This window comes from Alteromonas sp. ABV4_515, from assembly GCF_056160345.1.
Map to the genome: position 1 here is coordinate 1 of NZ_JBSWWZ010000004.1, position 20,021 is coordinate 20,021.

Below are 20,021 nucleotides of genomic sequence, written 5' to 3' on the forward strand. Positions count from 1 at the left end.
CTAAGTGCTTATTTAAAAGCTCTACTTAGCGGCTTCGAAGCTTTACCCCGAAGCGGGACGCGCATTCTACGCGCTTCGTTTTCAGTGTCAACATCTTTTTGAAAGTTTATTTCGCAAGTTGTTTTCGTTGAAAACTGTCATAACTTAAGAAGGTATCTTATGTTATAACCCTTCCTAGCGGATAGTTTGACTCTCCCTTGGAAGTGGGGCGCATTGTAGAGGTTAATTACTTTTCGTCAAGGCAAATACTTAAAAAAGTTGTCTTTACTAGTCTAAATGATTATTTTACGAACTATACATACGATTTATAATCTCATTGAACTAATTTTAATCAATTATGTTCTAATATTTTAATAGTTAATAATGTACCCAGGGATTGGAGTTATACGAGGATTAAGTATGTTTTTTAGTGTTTGCATACGATTTTTTGCTGTTGCCTTGTGCTTGCCAGCACTCAGCTTTGCTATGCCTGGTGACCACCAAAATACCCATGATGATTTTCAGATACAGTTTTTAAAGCGTCAGGTCGATCAAAACATGTCAATCGGTCGAGCTATTCGTTCTATCGCTAGCCATTATCCGCAGGATGTCGTGCCTATTGTCGACGTTGCACTTGATACCTACCCAGATAAATATCGTGAGATTATTTTCTCAGCTATCTCTGCTCAACCAGCTTCAACCCAAGACATTGTTCAATTAGCTATAGAGAAAGAAGTGGCAACCTGTACTAATATAGTGAAACTAGCAATTAAAGCTGAACCTAGCTATGTTGATTTCGTTGTCCAAGCAGCGGCGGACTCTACTCCTGATGAGCTTGATGATATTGTTCGGGTAGCCGTTCAAACAGAGCCTGATTCTGCAGACCGTATTGTGCAGACCCTATCTCAAGAACATCCAAATAAAGTTATCGATATTCTTTCCACCGCATTGAATACTGTCCCTTATGTTGGAGAGTATGTCGTTGATGCCTTGCTTGCGGTATTCCCTGCTCAGGCGGATGAAGTACTGACTACGGCGTTACGTGAGTCTAAAGCAACAAAGGAACAAGCTATGCGCATCCTTGAAACCGCGCAAAGTTATGGTGTAAGTGATGAGAAGCTTACTGAGTATGGCCAATCAGTTGGCTTAAGCCAAGAAGACATTCAGGTGGTGATAGCTAACCAATAGATTAGCTCTCGCAGAGGCACCAACGAACAGAAAGCCCCGGTAATTTGCCGGTTTTTTTATGTATTCCCTTTTTATAATCTACTTGTGCTATCACGTAAAAAGGAAAGGCCACGTTAATGTGGCCTTTGTGAATCAATCTGCACCGAATAAGTCCCGGCTGTACACTTTTTCGAGTACGTCTTTCAAGTCATCAGTTACGCGGTTGGCAACAATCACGTCTGACATTTCTTTAAACGCATCCAGATCGTTCACTACCCGGGAGTTGAAGAATTCATCTTCCTTGATCACTGGTTCGTAAACGACAACCTCGATACCCTTCGCTTTGATACGTTTCATGATCCCCTGAATCGCACTTGCGCGGAAGTTATCTGAGCCCGACTTCATGATAAGGCGGAAAATACCCACGATTTTTGGTCGGCGATTGATGATCGAATCTGCCACAAAGTCCTTGCGGGTGCGGTTGGCATCAACGATGGCCTGGATCATGTTGTTTGGTACTGCGCTATAGTTAGCCAGTAGCTGCTTGGTATCTTTCGGTAAGCAGTAACCACCATAACCAAAGCTCGGGTTGTTGTAGTGTTTACCAATGCGCGGGTCGAGGCCAACGCCTTCGATGATCTGACGGGAGTCCAGACCGTTGCTCTCAGCGTAGCTGTCCAGCTCATTGAAGTAGGCAACACGCATGGCAAGATAGGTATTCGCGAACAACTTGATCGCTTCAGCTTCGGTGCTGTCAGTGAACAACACTTCGATATCTTCTTTAATCGCGCCCTGCTTCAGCAGTGACGCGAACACTTCTGCACGTTCGCTGCGTTCACCCACAATAATCCGGCTAGGATACAGGTTATCGTAGAGCGCGCGGCCTTCACGCAGAAACTCCGGTGAAAACATTAGATTTTCAGTGCCATGCTCTTCTTTCGCTTCACGTGTGAAGCCAACCGGAACCGTTGATTTAACCACCATCACCGCATTTGGGTTAATTTCTTTTACCAGTTTGATTACGGCATCCACACTACCGGTGTTGAAGTAGTTAGTTTGCGGATCGTAATCGGTAGGCGTAGCGATAATAACGAAGTCTGCGTCTTTGTATGCTTCTTCGGCATTTAGCGTGGCTTTAAGATTAAGATCTTTCTCTGCCAGATATTGAGAGATTTCTTTGTCTTCTATAGGTGATTTGCGTGCATTCAGCATTTCAACCTTTTCAGGTACCAAATCCACGGCTACTACTTCATTGTGCTGAGCAAGAAGTACAGCATTTGATAATCCCACGTAGCCCGTTCCGGCTACAGCGACTTTAAGCTTTTTATTCGCTTCCATTTATCCTTTTCTCCAACTTAAACTCTGTAACTCAATCAATTCGTATTGCTGCAAACTCTTCTTTCGTTTTAACAGAAAAATTTTCCCGCCTTAACGTCAGGTTTGGACTGTAAGCTGGATCATGTTCGATATAGCCACACCAATGTTCCTGCAAATACTCAAGCTCTCTTTTAAATCTCGCGGCCTTCTCAGGCGATAGATCCAGGCCTCGACTCACCGATTCATGATGATAAAGCTCTGCTTCCGCACAATATAAATTCCTGACTCCAGTTTCTCTGACCCGAAGACAAAAATCCACATCATTAAATGCTACCGTCAGGTCTTTCTCATTCAGGCCGCCTACTTCCTGAAACTTCAATTTACGCACCAGCAAACAAGCAGCCGTGACTGCTGAGTAGTTCTGGGTTGCTACGAGTCGCTTCATGTATCCCGGATGATATCTGGGGAAATATTTATGAGCATGGCCTGCACCACCACCGTACCCCAGTACAACGCCAGCATGTTGCACGCGCCCATCTGAATAAAGCAGCTTGGCGCCTACGCAACCTACATCTTCACGCAGCGTATGACCGACCATATAAGTGAGCCATTCAGGTTTAATAACTTCTATATCGTTGTTTACCAACCCGACCACTTCACCTGAAGCATGTTGCACGCCAAAATTGTTGATTGCTGAGTAATTAAATTCTCCAGGGTACTCAAGTACGCGAATATTCGGTAATGACTTCAACGTTTCGAAGTACTCCAGGCTTTCCTGCTCATCAGAGCCATTATCAATCAGAAGTATTTCATAATTAGTGTACGTGGTTTTCTGCAAAATGGACTCGATGCAGGCCTTAACAAGCTCCTTTCCGTTCTTAGTGGGTATAATTAGCGACACAAGCGGGTTACTCAGCACTGGCCACTGCACGTGATTCACTTTTAATTCTTTATCGAATGCAGGCTCAGCCTCGCTACCAGCTCGCAATATGTCAATCTGGTCGTTAAGTATGTCTTCCATCGACAAGGCCTTTGTCCGGTGAATCAAAGTATAGGGAATATGGTGAATGGTGATTTTTTCATCCGCCAGCCACAACTCAGAAATCAAACCGGCGACAGAACCAGCCTTAGTCTCCACCTTTTTAAGAACTGAAGCTTTAATCAGCGCACCGGTAGAAATATAAGCTGTCGAAAACTGAAGGTCAGGGTTCCAGTCCGGGAGAAAGTAAGGTGACGTACGCTTATTTTTCTTATCCAGTTTATCAGTGTCGCAGTAGCTGATATCGACATCGTCAGCAGTCATGAGCAAGGTGCTCAATGCACCCGGTAAGAGCACATCACCGCTGTTAAGAAACAACACTTTTGATACATTTGTTAATGCTGAAATAGATTCTCGCAGCGAATGCGTTGTCCGGACGTTGTCGAATCTGGCTTTACGTGAAATAACAATTACACGTTCCAGCGCAACACCGTTGTCTTGTAAAGATTGCAGCGTTTGTTCTGCGTCCTTACTCCCCACAATAACAATCTGAATATCAGCAAGCGTTGTTGCTGCATTGATAAGTTCAATCTTTTGACTTTGTACCTTCAGATACTGACCGTACAATGCCATCCGCTTTTTCTTGGAGGGGAAGCCATAAAACAAACCGGAGCGCTGCAATGATCGGCTATAAAACTCTGTCAGCTTGTGATTATCTTTTAGTTTGCTTTTTACTGACTTTGGGAGCAAGCCCACTGCCCCTTTCACCGTCATCATTGCGTATTTTTTCATACCGCTGCGTTTCCCTGAGATACAACAAAAAAGGCCGCAACGAATTGCAGCCTTCTCATATTAACACGATATTTATCGCGGGTATCAGTTTCCAGCGCCTAACCGCTCGCCCTGATAACTACCATCCAGCACAGCTTTCCACCACGCTTCGTTGTTCAAGTACCATTCAACCGTTTTACGGATACCACTTTCGAAAGTTTCCTGGGGGGTCCAGCCCAGCTCTCTCTGGATTTTCGAGGCATCAATGGCATAACGCATATCGTGGCCGGGGCGGTCTGTTACGTAAGTGATTTGCTCGGCGTACTTTGTCTCTTTTGGCTTTACCTCATCAAGAATGGTACAGATGGTTTTTACCACGTCGATGTTCTGTTTCTCGTTGTGGCCACCGATATTGTAGGTTTCACCAATTTCGCCGTTCAGCGCCACGATAGCCAGCGCTCGGGCGTGGTCTTCCACGTACAGCCAATCACGGATTTGATTACCTTTGCCATACACAGGTAACGACTTACCAGCCAGCGCATTCAGGATTACCAGCGGAATCAGTTTTTCCGGGAAATGGTAAGGGCCGTAATTGTTCGAGCAGTTCGTCACCAGTGTGGGCAGTTTATACGTGCGCAACCAAGAGCGAACCAGTTGGTCTGAAGACGCTTTACTGGCTGAGTAAGGTGAGCTTGGCGCGTAGGGTGTGCTTTCGGTGAACAACGGCAGTTCTGTACCTGGCTCCACTTCATCCGGATGTGGCAGGTCGCCGTACACTTCATCGGTAGAGATGTGGTGGAATTTAAAGCCGGCTTTTTTGTCGTCTTCCAGTGTTGACCAGTACGCACGGGCCTGTTCCAGCAGCGTATACGTGCCGACCACATTGGTCTGGATGAATTCACCCGGGCCATCAATAGAACGGTCTACGTGTGATTCAGCTGCCAGGTGCATCATGATGTCGGGCTGATGCGTGCTGAATACACGCTTCAGTTCGTCGGCATCGCAAATATCGACTTTTTCAAAGTGGTAACGGGCGTTGTCGGATACCGTGGTCAGTGATTCCAGGTTACCGGCGTAAGTCAGTTTATCCAGATTGATAACTGTGTGATCGGTATCGTTAATCAGGTGTCTTACCACCGCCGAACCGATAAAGCCGGCACCGCCGGTGACGAGAATGGTTTTGCTCATTGTTCGTTGCTCTGTTGTGCTTTCAGTGCATCCAGCATGGTGGCCAGTTGTTCTCGCCAGTGTGTGGGATGCAGTGAAGAAAAAGTCTCGCGGGTCAGGGTTTTGTCCAACACGCTGTAGTGCGGGCGTTTTGCCGGTGTAGGGTACTGGGACGACGGAATAGGCAACACCGGAATTTTGTTTTCCAGCAAACCTTTCTCTGCAGCCAGTTCCTGTATCGCCAGCGCAAAGTCGTACCAGCTGGTGACGCCTTCGTCGGTCCAGTGGAATACCCCTGCTGTTTTTTGTTGTGCCGCGTACAAACATGCCTGTGCCAGACCGCTTGCCAGTGTGGGCGAGCCAATCTGGTCGTCAATTACGTTTAGCTGTGGCTTATCTGCCATTAGGCGCAGCATGGTTTTTACAAAGTTATTGCCGTGCGTGGAGTACACCCAGGCGGTGCGGATTAAACAGCTTGCATCCGGAATGGTGTTTAACAGCGCTTTTTCACCGTCAGCTTTGGTTCTACCGTAGACACCCTGCGGTTCAATAGTGTCATCTACTGTAAAAGGCGAGCCTTTCTTGCCGTTAAACACATAGTCGGTGGACACATGTACCAGGAAAATGCTGTTTGCTTTGCAGTACTCTGCAAGATTCGCAACGCCCTGTGTATTAATCAGCGCCGCCGCTTCCGGTTCGGATTCCGCTTTATCGACGGCGGTGTACGCAGAAGCATTGATGATGGCGTCAGGCTTGAGACTGTCCAGCTTTTCGGTGAGCGCTGTTTGATTCGTGATGTCGATATCGTCACGGCCCAGGCAAACAATATTATCACCGCCTGCCTGTTGCAGTTCATACGCTAACTGCCCGGACTTCCCTATCACTACAATCGTCATGGGAATTCCTTAAAATGTCGGTGCGTCGTTAAACGCCAGGCCATCCGCATCTTTTGCAGACAGCGACGGCGCTTCGCCATTTACCAGCGGCCAGTCGATACCGACAGTCGGGTCGTCATACATCACCGAGATTTCAGAAGCGGGGTGATAATAATCTGTGCACTTATACACGAATTCAGCCGATTCACTGGTGACATAGAAACCATGAGCAAACCCGGCTGGTACCCAAAGCTGACGTTTGTTTTCGGCAGACAACAATACGCCAACCCATTTGCCAAAGGTCGGCGACTCTTTACGCATGTCTACCGCAACATCGAACACTTCGCCGCTGACCACACGGACTAACTTGCCCTGGGTCTGTTCCAGTTGAAAATGCAGGCCACGCAGAATACCTTGTTTGGATTTAGAATGATTGTCCTGCACGAAATCCACGTCCGCGCATTCCCGTTTAAACCAGTCCGTGCGGAAAGTTTCCAGGAAAAAGCCTCGCTCATCACCAAAAACGCGGGGCTCAATAATTTTGACATCCGGGATGTCGGTTTTTACTACTTGCATATGCTTACCTGAATAAAAATCGAATAAACTTTTTTGCGTGACAGCGTATCGTTACACTTTAACGCGGTCGCTGATAACTTTCATCAGATAATCGCCGTAGCCACTTTTCTTAAGCGGGGCAGCCAGTTTTTCAAGCTGTGCTGCATCGATAAAGCCCATGCGATAAGCAACCTCTTCCGGACAACAGACTTTCAGACCCTGTCGCTTTTCGATAGCAGCCACAAAGTTAGCCGCATCCAAGAGGCTGTCCAGTGTACCGGTATCCAGCCACGCGGAACCTCGACCCATCAGTTCGACTTTAAGCGAGCCATCCTGCAGGTACAGGTTGTTGAGATCAGTGATTTCGAGCTCACCACGGGGAGACGGCTTTACCTGTTTAGCAAAATCGACGACACGGTTGTCGTAGTAGTAAAGACCCGTAACCGCATAATTGGATTTTGGCTCTGAAGGCTTTTCTTCGATGGACAACGCATTCCAGTCATTATCGAATTCCACCACGCCGTAGCGTTCCGGGTCATTCACGTGGTAGCCGAAAACGGTAGCACCATTATCTTGCTGATATGCATTTTTCAAGGAAACTTTCAGGTCATGGCCGTAATAAATATTATCACCAAGGATTAATGTACAAGCATCGTTACCAATAAACGCTTCACCGATAAGAAACGCCTGCGCCAGTCCGTCTGGAGAAGGCTGAGCTGCATATTGCACATTGATACCCAGCGCAGAGCCATCACCAATAAGTTCGACGAACCGGGCCTGCTCCTGCGGTGTGGTAATAATGAGAATATCCCTGATACCGGACATCATCAGTGTCGCCAGCGGATAAAATATCATCGGTTTATCGTAAACCGGCATCAGTTGCTTACTGACGACTTTCGTTAGCGGGTGAAGGCGTGTGCCTGAGCCACCGGCTAGGATTATTCCTTTTCTCATGAGCAACCCTTAAAATTCGAGGTTTAATTATCATATATTAAAAAGCAAATCGTTAGCATCTAAGTTTTTCTTATATAGATGTATATCCCGCGCGTAGATATTGGATACCTTATGAATTAAGTAAGTATTATAAAAACAGCTTGTAAAAGGAACAACTCCATTTCCCTTAAGTTTAAGTAGTGTATTTAGACTTAAACTTGAAGCAGCATAAATTTTAACTTTCGTGAAAGGGCGATTAAAATAATCAACTAACCCATCGGCAGGAATAAACTTTCTATTAAAAGTATCAAGGAACCAGTCCTCAAAAACATCAAACCTTTCGAGACTAAAATAAAAGTCATAGTTATCGAAAAGAGTGAAACAAGATTGGGGTCGCCAATGAATATTTAAATCCCCTTCGTCCTTTTCAGAAATCAAGTCAACAAAAGAACTAAAATCAAAACTATCTTTGTCAATATCCGCAATATCAAGAAGAGAACTTGCATCAGATTCTAGTCTAAGAAACTTATCTAAAAAGCCACTTACTAACCTACGAAACGGACACCTCAAGATCACAAATGCTAATTTGCACCTTACGGCTTCAGAGACAGAGGCTTGAAAAACATTATAATTAGAATGAATCCAATCAAAATCCTTTTCACTCCTTACCACCCCATTTTCTAAAGCGATATTAAGTCGCAAAGAAGTACAGGAATTTTTCGGAATCAGAGAATATATTACATCGCTTTTATAAAATAACTGCGCATGAGAAAGCGCGAACATAAACTCCTGATTCTTGTATAAATTTCCAAATGAAAACTTATCATCAGAAAATGAACGTATAGACTTATCTATCCATTGTTTCAAACAATCTTCCTCAAAATATCAGACAAGGATGAACTAGGGGACCAGTCCAAGTTATCTACAGCCCGTGTAATGTCAACTATATAACTATCAGGATGATTAAATGGTTTATCAGACTTAATAACATCAATTTCATAGTCATAAATAATACTGAGTTCTTTGATAATTCGATTAATAGAATAAGACTCTCCTCTGGCTATATTAAAAATACGTAAAGGATTTTTATCACACATAATATAATGAATAGCTTTTAATATAGCGTTGGAAACATCGTCACAATCGATGAAGTCCCTTTCCTGATTACCATCGCCGATTAATGTAAAAGACTGCCTATTTTTAAAAGCAGAATTTAACACACCAATTACACCTTGCTTAGGATTGCGATGCCATTTACCAACAGGATTACTTAATCTAAGGATACAGTAATTTAAATTATAATTTTGCCCCAAAAACTTAATCGTTTCTTCAGACAAATACTTTGTAAATCCATAGGAGGTTTCTGGATTAACGGGACTCAATTCACTTCTAACAATTAACTTTCGAGAGTATACCATACCAGCAGAAGACAAAAAAACGAAAGGTACATTACTAGAAAACAGAGCTACTTTTTTTGCGACATTTGAAAGTAATGGAACAAAATCAGAAATTTCTTCATGGAGTTTTTCTTCAAATGCATAAGGATTAGAATTGCCAATACAATAAACAATGCCTTTACATAATTTTAACAGATCACGACACGCATGTTGATCTAGATTTAAAAAATCAGATAAACTCAGGTGTGCAGGACTCAAGCGACATTTAGTTCTATCTACAAATATAAAACGCTCACCCCTATCGATTAAAAAATCACAGAAATGCTTGCCGACGAAACTAGAAGAACCAAAAATTAAAAACATAATTTAAACTCAGAATTGCTTTATTTTCTCAACGTAACACTTTCGTAACACTTCACTATCTAATAATCTTTCGAAGAAAGCGTTATCATTTTTAGAATCTATCAAGCTATCTTTAATCAATAACTCCACGATTTCGTCATAGTCATTAATGGCAAAAGAATTGGAGTCAATTGCTCTATCAGAATTTAAAAGAGCAAGGATGCTTTTCTTAAAATAGGCACGAACCCAGCAAACCTCAAACATCATCCAACTGAAATCAGATGATATCGTATTTGAAGAATGAGTACGATAGCTCATTAAAAAATCATCTATTTGACTAAATTTAAATTCTCTAGCGGCGCGGAGCAAGAAATCCCAATCATGAACAAACCTCAAGTTCTTAAAACCTTTAAGGTGCTCATAAACATTACGCTTCATAAGAATATTGCTAGTAGTGGATACGAAATTAGAGGCGTACAAATTTGCTATGAAGTTAGATTGCTTGTCAGCCAAGTCGAAATGACTATCTTGCCAGAACGGTAAACAGTCAAACCAACCTTTCTTTCTTCCAACAACCACACCGTTTTCATCAACCAACTCAATCCAACTTGTACACAAATCCGAATTATCTTCCTCCATCGCTGAGATCATTTTTTCGAACCTCAACGGCGAAAAATAATCATCGGAATTCAAAATTGCCAAGTAGTCACCAGTGGCAAATGAAATAGCCTCGTTAATGGTATAGTGCGCACCCATGTTTTCACGACTTTTGAATATCAATCTTCTATCAGATATTGTTTGAATTAATTCAGAGCTAAAATCGTCAGATCCATCATCGATAACAATTAATTCCAAATCATCATAACTTTGATTTAAGACAGAATAGATTGCTTTTTTTATAAATTTCCTATGATTAAAACTAGGAATAACTACACTAATCATCTATTAACTCCACAAAAATACTATTAAATTTTTTACATACACTGGTAATATCGAACTCGTCGCAAAAAATTTCTCGGCAGTCATCAATATTGTCGTTAAATTCAGGCAATAGGGACGCAAAATCATCAAACCTGGATTCAAATTCTGTATTGCGATCAATTATCATACCGGCTTTATAGCGCTCAACGACTGGCTTGATTTCACCAACATTAGTACTTAATACAGGAACTCCACAATAAATTGCTTCAATCAAAGCTAGGGGGAGACCTTCATATTTAGAAGTTATCACTATTCCATCAATAATATAGAAAAGTTTGCTAATAGGACGGATGTTTCTAAAACATTTTACGTTAGATAATGAATGTTCATCAATATAGTTATCACAAAGCTGAGCTAACTCACCATCACCAATCAATAAAAACAATGTGTCAGGCATCGAAATTAATTTACTTTTGGCTAGTTCTAGAAAGCAAAGTGGATCTTTTTGATCTGTTAATCTGCCAACAAAAGCAAAAACTTTTGTAAAGTTATCAATACCAAATTCTTTTCTAACCGACTCCTTGTCTAGATTAGATAACGACCTAGCAGTAGAAAAATTGACTCCATGACTAATTCTAGCTATTCGTTCAGTTGGCAGACCAAAGTCAGCAATCATGCGTCGCTCTATATCATCATTAACTGCAATAAAATACTCTGAGTTACGAAGTGGACCTGACTCCAACTTATTAATCCAGCCCTCCTCAGAGTCATAGCACTGATGGTCAATAAACGGGACATTCTCGAAACACTTTCTGATCAAGCCATAGTTATCACACCACCACGTAGACCCATTCATTTGCAGGAGAAGACTCGGATTATAGGTATGGTTAATAAAATCTAGAACACGTTCATATTGAGAATGTACTGAAATTTCCGACATACAATATATCTCAGTTGATACATTAGATATCTCTTGAAATAAACTACCGTTCTTATTACTAGACTTCTCGAGCGAGAGATAGATAAAATTAAAGTTTTTTGAAAGCGTTTCAATGATATCTAAAGAAAGTCGTTCTACACCTCCAACTGATATTTTCATTCCTACTAACACGATATAAGGCTTGCTTCTATCAACTTTAGGCTTAAAGAATAAACCCTTTTCCTTATAAAATATATCCGTGGAATGTTCTTTGTTAGTGATAAACCCATAGCCATCTATTTTAATGGGTAAATTAAACAATGAATCAAGATGATAATTCCTAAAGGACTCTTTTTGATTATAATTTATATTTAAAACACGCCCTCTAAATACATTTTCACAATTTCTAAAAGCAAACTGAATAAAATGCTGTCTTGATACGACAACGTTATTCCTAAATGAAGAAATTTTGACCTCTAAGCTTGATTCCAGAGAATTAGAAACTATGCAATAATCCAAACTTTCAATCGAAGCAGATAGTAAGACTTGTTTTATTATAGCTTCTGGTAGCAGATCTTTATTGTTACTCGGATAGTAAAAGTAATCAAAGTCCGAAAGATCAGAAATATCAAAATTCAAATCTGTCTTAAGACATGTAAACTCTTTGTTCGATGGGCTGAATTTAAATATTGAGAAATATAATGTAGTTAAATCAGAAAGCTTTACGAGAAATTCATTTGTATCTAAAGAATCTTCAATTATTATTGCAAATTTAAGAATTTTTCGCTTTCTAGATGGCTTTAAACTCTCTACGTCATAACCATCTCTTATCAATTTCAGATAGTAATCAGAATTTATAACTTTCATCGAAAGATTTTCGATAGCGTGTCTAGATTGAATCTTTTTATGATTTTCAACCAGTGGCACAGAATTCGTTATCGAGTTAACGCCTTTAATATTTACTCGATAATATGTACTTATAACTGGAAAATAAATAGGTACGTAATCCTTTGTATATCTAATTATCAATTCCCAATCTACTAATCTTGTCAAAGAATCATCGAATCCCCCCAAAATTTCATATAGCTTTCTGGAATGTGAAAAACCATTCATGTCAATGAAGTTTGACTTCAACAAATGATAACGCGAATAGCTTTCTCCAATTACTTTTTTTGAATCCAGATTTTCATCTGCATAAAGAATAGGTGTATATACAGTCAACGGATTGTAAGTTTCATACACGTAGGCATAATTTTTTAGTGTATCTTCAAACCAAAAATTATCACTATCTAAGTATGCAACATAATCGCCTTTTGATATTTCTAAACCTAAATTTCTAGCGCCAGACGCACCAAGATTTGACGAAGTCGTTAGTACTCTTAGCAATCCAGTCTTTATCTCTAGTCTGTATTTATCCTCAAGATATTCAATAGTGGCATCACCACTAGAATCATCAACAACAATTAGCTCAAAATTCTTATAAGTTTGATTGAGGACAGAATCAATAGAATCGGAAATGATATCTCTGCGGTTATAAGTTGGCATTATAACAGTGAAAAGGGGCTTTTTTTTCACTGTAAATTCTATATTTCTTTTTAACGAACTTTGAGTAACAGGAAAATTTTTTCTAACAATATCATCCATTGTTTTCGGATAGATAAGGCCATCTTCAATAAAAGATAGTATTTTAGGATCAGTTTCGCTTGCAACGACTAACTCTTCAAGAACATTACTTGTAACATCGAACCCGGAAATATTTAAATATTCAGCTAGATAGTCAACATCGATATCAGGGCAAAAGTTCTTGAAGTCTGTTTCTTCTTCTAAATCTAAAAATAACTCTTCAAATTTCTTATTCGTCCTTCTTAAATACCATGATGGCAGTAGAAATGGATTTGGTCTATGTATTCCTCTATTCGAATAGTAAATAAAGTGATGTAATGGACCAATCTCCATTCTTCTCAAAGCTGGATTCTTGCTAAAATAATACTTTAAGGAGAAATATGGGTTAGGATTTCTAAGCTCTTTCTCGCCATATTTAAGGTAATGATGAAGGGGTTCAATCCCGGCATTCGCAACATCTTCATTTTTTCTTAGGTAATAACTAACACTAAAGAAAGGATTTGGATCCCTTAATTCTCTAAAACCATAATTCTGATAGTGGAAGAGCGGATGAAGATCTGAGTTTTTAACATCAATATTATTATCTACATACCAATCTGTATCAAATAAAGGATGTGGAGATGCGTTTCTATTTTGTAATAGATATTTAATCACTTCATGCTTTTTTATTCCATAATTGGCTGTACAGAAATTTATATCGACTAATGGATTAAAACTAATATCACAACCTTTTTTTAGGAAGAATAATATAGCATCTTCAGCGTTAGTAAATTTCACTGAGCTTTCTTTTGAAAAAAAAATTAAGTCGAATAGACCAGAATTAATTATTAATTCTACGTTCTCTCTTTCTTTGTCATTCATAAAAACATCTTCTTCTAATTAATTTATATTATTAATTTTAAATTAAATAAAATTGTAACTTTTCTTTTATATATTTTTTATATTTATCTCAATATAAAATTTATTAACTATAAGGTACTAGCTCTTTTCGGAATTACTAAATAGTACAACTAGTTTTAATAACGCAAGGCCAAATAGACTAAGAAACCTAGACAGGTCAGCGTTAAGCAAGTCTCTGGATAAGGTTCAACAAATAGCTCATATTACTCACGCTTTAACAACGAGCACCGTACGCACTTTTCTCCGACATTTTACCTTGAATATTTTTATACTACCGACTTGTAAAGCTACTTCTCGCATGAGATTTCATCGAACATTGCAACAATCTACTCAAACGAATCGACTTTCTTCAGAGGTGTATGGTGTGCATTACATTTAGACATTCTAAAGGTTAGCATATGGTGGTTCAGGAATTGAATTACTAAACAAAATATTTCATTAATTCTTTGGCAGCGTTAGCCGTTGTATTACTTTTAGCAAGATTGCACTGTTCTATTCGCCTCAGCTCTCGAGCTTCAGGATCATCTAAATAAAATAACACCAGCTCTTCCAAGTCACTCCTCGTTTCGTAGCAAACACCACGGTAATTACTCACGGCATCATTATTTTTGTCACTGATGACAAACGCACCGCTAAGAACATGGTCAATATACTTATGACTAACTGCGCCTATGTCATTCATTGTTTGATGGTGGTCAATCAAGCAAATTTTCGAAGCTAAAGCCAGATCAGAAAATTGGTTGTATTCAATAGTTTTAGCCACTACATAGTTCTTTGCAGCAGGATTACCGGAATAGCGCTCCCAGCCAGGTCCGTAGAGATGAAAAGTAAGATTATGCTTCTCAACGATAGGTAAAATATCTTCAACTATGGGTCTGATCCGGGGGGATCCAATGAAGCTAAGGTCACACTGTAATAAATTCGGCTCCCCAACCTTTTCTGTTAGCGACGAATAAGGGGGTAAAACAACAAGCTTGTTCTTCGAGTCTAAAAATGGATTTTTTTTAAACCAGAATGATGCGCTCTTTCTCTGTTCAAGAAAAAACTTTTTTACAAGATTGCTTGGAACGAAGACTTTACTAAACTTATTCAAACACTCAACTTTTTCGAAATGAGAGTAAATAATAGCAAGGTTATTGGCGCATTCATCGAAGCCTTTTACGTCCTCATAACTACTTCTCAGTGGTGGGCTTAGTAAATAAATTCGATTACGCGCATTTTTCTTATAAACACAACCAAGCTTCTCGAGCTCATGTTTAGTGTTCTCAAAGACCCTGTAGTCATACCACAACACATTCTTGTGCGGCGAGGCAATGGAGAACTCGTACATCTGCGTTCCTCTGTAACATTTTAGATGTTGATTTTAGTTGTACGGTATAAAATTACGAACAACTTCATATTCACCTTTCAAATAATGTTTGAAGTCATTTTTATCAATCACACTTTCGGAAAAAATCACGTTGAGCTTTTTATTTTTCAATTTTACCTGCATTAAACTACTAAGCTTATCAATGTCGTTTTCAAAATTCTCCGTTATACCTACAAACGCAAAGTGTTCAATAGGTACCTTTTTAAAATAATTTTGGTAAGGTCGATTAAGATGTTTAAATTCGGGGCATTTTAAAAAATAATCAAGAATTTCATCGTCGGGATTTTTCAGTCTCTCGCCAAACTTAGCTTTCAACAGCACAAACTCTTTTTTATGCTGCTGATTCCTAATAAGGTGTTTTAATACAGACCAGGCTCGGGCTACAGGATCCCTTATCCAGACTATTCTCTTTGCATTCGGAAATTGTGATATCTGCTCTGGATGAGGTTGGTAGTGGCCATGTATAAGGCGTATTGTTTTCGGCAACGTTATCTGATTCCCCTCGGAGAATTGTTTAACTAAAACGGGATTATAAAGATCGTATACATGTCGCCTTCCAAATACTTCGTCGTAGCAGGCTTTAAGTGATGTCCCTGCTGTTTTCGGAATATGGTGAGAAAGCCACTGAACTTCCATTGTTTTTAAAGAACTTAAACGTGGCCCGAACTTTTTTAACGAACTGATGATTTTCATGGTAGTTGAGAGCTTATCTCAGACATCTTGACCAAACGCTTATGCATATCTAAGAGCTGTGGCCCTTTGGGATGTAACTCTAAAGCCCTTGATATATATGCAAGCGCCACATCGATATTGATACTAGCAAAATAAGAAGCCATCTCCTTCAGTACAACAGGCCTGCCAATTGACCTGATATACTTTTCGTTACCAAATTTTTTGACCAGTTCGTTATAAATTTCTTCATTAGTATTTTGTAATGCTCGAACAGCCTTCGGCACATCTCTGTCTTCTAAAGACGAAATTGCCTTGATACAGTTTTGGTAACGTTGCTTAATAAATTTTTGCGCAGTATCTATTTCTTTGGATAATGAAATATTGATTATAAATTTATCATAGCTTTCTTGATACCGTTGATAAGCCTTTTCATCAAGGGAAAATGTAGTATCTTCACCTATGCACTGATTGTAGCCCGAACGATTGGTTTTAATTTGAGACTGTTTACTGGAAGGTCTGCCTCTGTTAAGCAATGACACATATTCCATGGGAGAGCGAAACATTCTATGAATAACCATCACATCTCTATCTGAAGACAACGAAGCATTGAGTTGCTCGTGGTGCCCTTTTTCAGGCTTGTAGTCCTGCCCATCGACTAAAAGCATTTTCCCTCGAGATATTATTGGTAAATGTAACAGTACCTTTTTTACTTTGTCTGATACTTTGAATGCAGTCTTAACCAGTTTGTGGCGTCTACCAACTATGTCTTTCGCTAACGGACTAAATGAATCAGGACTTCCCAATTCATTAATCCATTGAAAAGAAATTGAATCTGGGCATTTTAATCGAGAAATAATAGTGTTGATATCAGTGGATAAATCTTTTGGCATCCAGAATTCATCAATATCTAAATACATTAGATAATCAAATTCTTTTTTTTGCTTCTCTTGATCAAGCGCCAATGCATACGTAACTTCCTGTATTTTTCCGCTCACTTCTTCTGAGCAAAGGTCGACCCAGTCAGCTGTATAGCAGTTTACATTAGGAAACTTGTCTGAAATTATCTTAAGTATTGCTAATGAATTGTCACTTGTTCTGTTGATATATATATCTATGGCGTCGAACCCTAAGAACAGATGATGGTGCACCCATTCGGCCAAATATGCACCTTCGTCTTTAGCGACAGCAACAATTTTGGTCTTAATATTATTTTTTTTCATTTTAAATAAATTTATCATAAGAATGGTTGTAATTGCTTAGCTAAAGTTTCAAACATAGTAGATGCATGCTTTTCTACTAACCACTTCTGACTACTGATATTGAAAGAATGATGCAACTGGCTTTCTTCGTAGTTTACAAGACATGACGCGAAATCATTTTTCAATATATTTTCACTGCGCTGATCGATAAAATATCTATCTGCATTTACCTGAACAATGTCTCCTGCGATTACATTTAATAAATCTGCAAGTACTTTCTGGTTTAAGTGGCTTCTTTTTTCGGTAAATGCCAATCTTACCGACACGCCAGATACCCCTAAAGCTTTCGCGAAATAGCAATTAAATGCGCGAAGTAGTTCCGACTCGGGAAATCCCATAGACTTGTTGCTTGCGTTTTTATCTTGTAGAGGCACGGTAAGTTTGGATGAATCCCTCAATCCTACTAGCTCGCAAAATAAGTCTAATAAGTTATCCGCTTTCGCTGCCGCATCATAATCAATAATTGAAATCTTTTGTTTTCCGAATACTCGGGCGAGCATATTGAGCTTTACGTCGGGCGACAACATACCACTCGTGGCTGGCCTGGCAATGTGTGGAAGATGATACTCAAAAAAAGTATCCTGACCTCCGTGTTTCACATACTCCTGCCAAATTGAGAACATTTTTTTATTGGTACGGCGCCATGCATATATAACTTCGATTTCGAAGTTTGAGAGCCTCTCCTTTAAATAAAGAAAATGCTCTTCACTTAAAGAGATGAGATCTTCACTCGAGAGCAAAACGTTTTTACCAGTATGCTCTAGGAACGCGACATCCTCGTCTGTAAGTCGCTTCTCTAAGAGTTTTTCTCGAAAAGGGTGATGTCCGAAAATCCGAAAAAAACGCTTAGGATAAAAAAGCCCCTGCCTAAGAAGCGCACTTTGATTATCTAACATTGTCTTTTGAATAAGTGTTGTACCGGTTTTATGCGGGCCAACGTGTAAAAATAACTTCATTATTTATTCACCAAAAAAAGGGTATCTTCCGAAATGAGAAACCTGTTTTCCCCATTTAATGATATTTTTTTCATCGGAAAAGTCCGGGTTTTGCAAGTTGGCTACTCGCCACTTATCTAATGGATTCAATATATGCATGTTTTGCAACCCGAAGTCCCCACAGATCTGTGCGTCGGAACGAACGTTGTCACCCACGTGAACAAAAGTTTCTTTCTGTTCATCAACTAAAGACTTAATGTGCTTCCACATTGTCCCTGTGTCCTTTCTTTTACAGAGGTCTGAGCTAACGAAAAGGCGATAAGGTACAGATATGCCGATGGCCTTAAGCATTTTAACTATCTGTGAATGTGAATAGTAAATGTCAGTCGTAAACCAAATTTTCTTACCTAGAGAATGTAATTCCTGAACGACCTTGACCATTTCATTTTTGGGTAACACCATCGCCAAATCGTGCTCAAATTCTCTTTCGGCCCAAAGCTTGGTAGTGTCTAATGGTATATCAAGCTCACCTCCCAACTTCACGTAGGCTTCGAATATTGAAACATCACCCTCGAAGTTTTTCTCTACTCGACATCGATATTCAGCGTTGTTCCGAGCTTTCACAAAAGCAGCTTCACTTTCAAAGTATCCCTCTTGGATTAATTCTTTAGCCAGCAGATGTTTAGCGAAGTCTGCCTCGGTATATCGCCGACGTAGCACGGTATCGAATATATCAAATGAAATGATATCAAAATGTTTTAAATCGTTGAGAACATTCTCTGGAGGTTTGAAATAGTTTGAAATGATATACGTTTTATCTGTGGTAAATGCACCAAGTGGTGGATGGTAAAAAAACTGCGTAAACCCTTCTTTTTCAGCTAACAAACCTATTGTACGTTCTAGCGCATGCAACCAACTCCCATCATTAGGCAGCGGCTCTTCAGGGAAATCAGTATATGAGTAAGACCTGTCCAGCAATGGCTTCAGTGCCTCAGGACGTGCCCAGAACATACCTCCCACTGGATAATTAACAAAATTGTTTGTTAAATCAATTCCCCATTCGTTAATAAATTGGGTCGCGAACGCCTTGTTACACGTCCAGTGATTTACCCAAGGAGGCATCATCCAAAATGAAGTCGGATAATAAACACCTAAAGAAGCATGCTCATCGAAAAGACGCAGCAAAGACTTAGCTACGTGCTTGTCTTTTAACATAAAGTGGTTCAGATAATCAAACCATTGAGTTTGCTCTCTGCCACTATAAAGAGATTTTTTGGAGTGCATATGACACATAAGGTCATACTCAAGTAGTTCTTTGCTAAAGTTGATAAGGAAAGGCCCGAAGTTTCGCCCTCTGTTTTCAGCAACTTCTACTTTTACTTTTTTTACGTTTCCAACACCACCGAAGGCTTGTTCAGAAAGTTTCTTAATTGACTCCGACGATGCTGTTACGAATATATCTATTTCTGTGGGGAACTGCTCTAATGTATTGACAAATTTAGCTACAAAATCTTTGTAAAATATGTGGAGGACGACAGCTACTTTTTGTTTCTTCCAGGATGGGGTGTCTTTTGCGATCAAGACTTCACAAGGTGACCAAGTGTTAGTGACATTGAACTTTTGTCTGCCTTCTTTCTTTCCATGATAAATGTAATGTAACAGAGGATTCTTCAGCCCTAGATAGAGATCCATATTAGACCTGAGATACTTTTCCGTATCGAAAAGTGCAGATGGATTAACGTTACAAGATGTCGATTTCTCTAAATAGTCTTTAAACGCGGCGAGCTCATGAGGAAAAGAACCGTAGTGTTCCTCATACCACTTTATGTCAAAGAGGCCCTGTTTCTTGGCTTCATTAAAAGCCTTTGCCGTTCGGGGTCTTGCCACCATCTCCAACGATTGCTGCAGACGTCGCACTAGTCGCTTTAATTTTAATATCAT

Annotated in this window: 16 protein-coding genes; 1 reads left to right on the forward strand and 15 read right to left on the reverse strand. The window is 39.8% G+C overall.

The window, feature by feature from the left end:
- Positions 1–465: 465 nt before the first annotated feature.
- Complete coding sequence (locus tag ACXAGX_RS10190) at positions 466–1,167, forward strand: hypothetical protein (protein WP_474838646.1); 702 nt, start codon at positions 466–468, stop codon at positions 1,165–1,167.
- Positions 1,168–1,299: 132 nt separating this feature from the next.
- On the opposite strand, the gene ACXAGX_RS10195 is transcribed toward ACXAGX_RS10190, so the two are convergent.
- The 15 genes from ACXAGX_RS10195 to ACXAGX_RS10265 form a co-directional block, all read right to left on the reverse strand.
- The gene (locus ACXAGX_RS10195; RefSeq protein WP_474838125.1) at positions 1,300–2,484 is read right to left on the reverse strand and encodes a nucleotide sugar dehydrogenase; all 1,185 of its coding nucleotides are present in this window, start codon (positions 2,482–2,484) and stop codon (positions 1,300–1,302) included.
- A 31-nt stretch (positions 2,485–2,515) separates the two neighbouring features.
- Positions 2,516–4,234, reverse strand: coding sequence for a glycosyltransferase family 2 protein (locus ACXAGX_RS10200; protein ID WP_474838128.1), 1,719 nt, complete (start codon positions 4,232–4,234; stop codon positions 2,516–2,518).
- An 84-nt stretch (positions 4,235–4,318) separates the two neighbouring features.
- Positions 4,319–5,401, reverse strand: coding sequence for a dTDP-glucose 4,6-dehydratase (rfbB, locus tag ACXAGX_RS10205; protein ID WP_474838130.1), 1,083 nt, complete (start codon positions 5,399–5,401; stop codon positions 4,319–4,321).
- On the reverse strand, positions 5,398–6,276 hold the full coding sequence (rfbD, locus tag ACXAGX_RS10210; RefSeq protein ID WP_474838131.1) for a dTDP-4-dehydrorhamnose reductase: 879 nt from the start codon (positions 6,274–6,276) through the stop codon (positions 5,398–5,400). The genes rfbB and rfbD overlap by 4 nt, the downstream gene beginning before the upstream one ends.
- A 9-nt stretch (positions 6,277–6,285) precedes the next feature.
- Positions 6,286–6,831 (reverse strand): dTDP-4-dehydrorhamnose 3,5-epimerase, encoded by a 546-nt coding sequence (rfbC, locus tag ACXAGX_RS10215; protein ID WP_474838133.1) that lies wholly within the window; start codon positions 6,829–6,831, stop codon positions 6,286–6,288.
- Between the two features lie 51 nt (positions 6,832–6,882).
- Complete coding sequence (gene rfbA / locus ACXAGX_RS10220; RefSeq protein WP_474838135.1) at positions 6,883–7,764, reverse strand: glucose-1-phosphate thymidylyltransferase RfbA; 882 nt, start codon at positions 7,762–7,764, stop codon at positions 6,883–6,885.
- Between the two features lie 30 nt (positions 7,765–7,794).
- Positions 7,795–8,610, reverse strand: coding sequence for a sulfotransferase family 2 domain-containing protein (locus tag ACXAGX_RS10225; RefSeq protein WP_474838137.1), 816 nt, complete (start codon positions 8,608–8,610; stop codon positions 7,795–7,797).
- Positions 8,607–9,503 (reverse strand): NAD-dependent epimerase/dehydratase family protein, encoded by an 897-nt coding sequence (locus ACXAGX_RS10230; protein WP_474838139.1) that lies wholly within the window; start codon positions 9,501–9,503, stop codon positions 8,607–8,609. Before ACXAGX_RS10230 ends, ACXAGX_RS10225 begins: the two co-directional genes overlap by 4 nt.
- Positions 9,504–9,512: 9 nt before the next feature.
- Complete coding sequence (locus ACXAGX_RS10235) at positions 9,513–10,424, reverse strand: glycosyltransferase (protein ID WP_474838141.1); 912 nt, start codon at positions 10,422–10,424, stop codon at positions 9,513–9,515.
- Positions 10,417–13,806, reverse strand: coding sequence for a glycosyltransferase (locus ACXAGX_RS10240; RefSeq protein WP_474838143.1), 3,390 nt, complete (start codon positions 13,804–13,806; stop codon positions 10,417–10,419). The genes ACXAGX_RS10235 and ACXAGX_RS10240 overlap by 8 nt, the downstream gene beginning before the upstream one ends.
- A 460-nt stretch (positions 13,807–14,266) precedes the next feature.
- On the reverse strand, positions 14,267–15,175 hold the full coding sequence (locus tag ACXAGX_RS10245) for a glycosyltransferase family protein (protein ID WP_474838145.1): 909 nt from the start codon (positions 15,173–15,175) through the stop codon (positions 14,267–14,269).
- 33 nt (positions 15,176–15,208) lie between these two features.
- Positions 15,209–15,907 (reverse strand): hypothetical protein, encoded by a 699-nt coding sequence (locus tag ACXAGX_RS10250; protein WP_474838147.1) that lies wholly within the window; start codon positions 15,905–15,907, stop codon positions 15,209–15,211.
- Positions 15,904–17,106: a glycosyltransferase family 2 protein gene (locus tag ACXAGX_RS10255; RefSeq protein WP_474838149.1), complete on the reverse strand. Its 1,203-nt coding sequence runs from the start codon at positions 17,104–17,106 to the stop codon at positions 15,904–15,906. The genes ACXAGX_RS10250 and ACXAGX_RS10255 overlap by 4 nt, the downstream gene beginning before the upstream one ends.
- Positions 17,107–17,120: 14 nt before the next feature.
- Positions 17,121–18,101: a hypothetical protein gene (locus ACXAGX_RS10260; RefSeq protein ID WP_474838151.1), complete on the reverse strand. Its 981-nt coding sequence runs from the start codon at positions 18,099–18,101 to the stop codon at positions 17,121–17,123.
- A gap of 3 nt (positions 18,102–18,104) precedes the next feature.
- Positions 18,105–20,021 (reverse strand): rhamnan synthesis F family protein, encoded by a 1,917-nt coding sequence (locus ACXAGX_RS10265; protein WP_474838153.1) that lies wholly within the window; start codon positions 20,019–20,021, stop codon positions 18,105–18,107.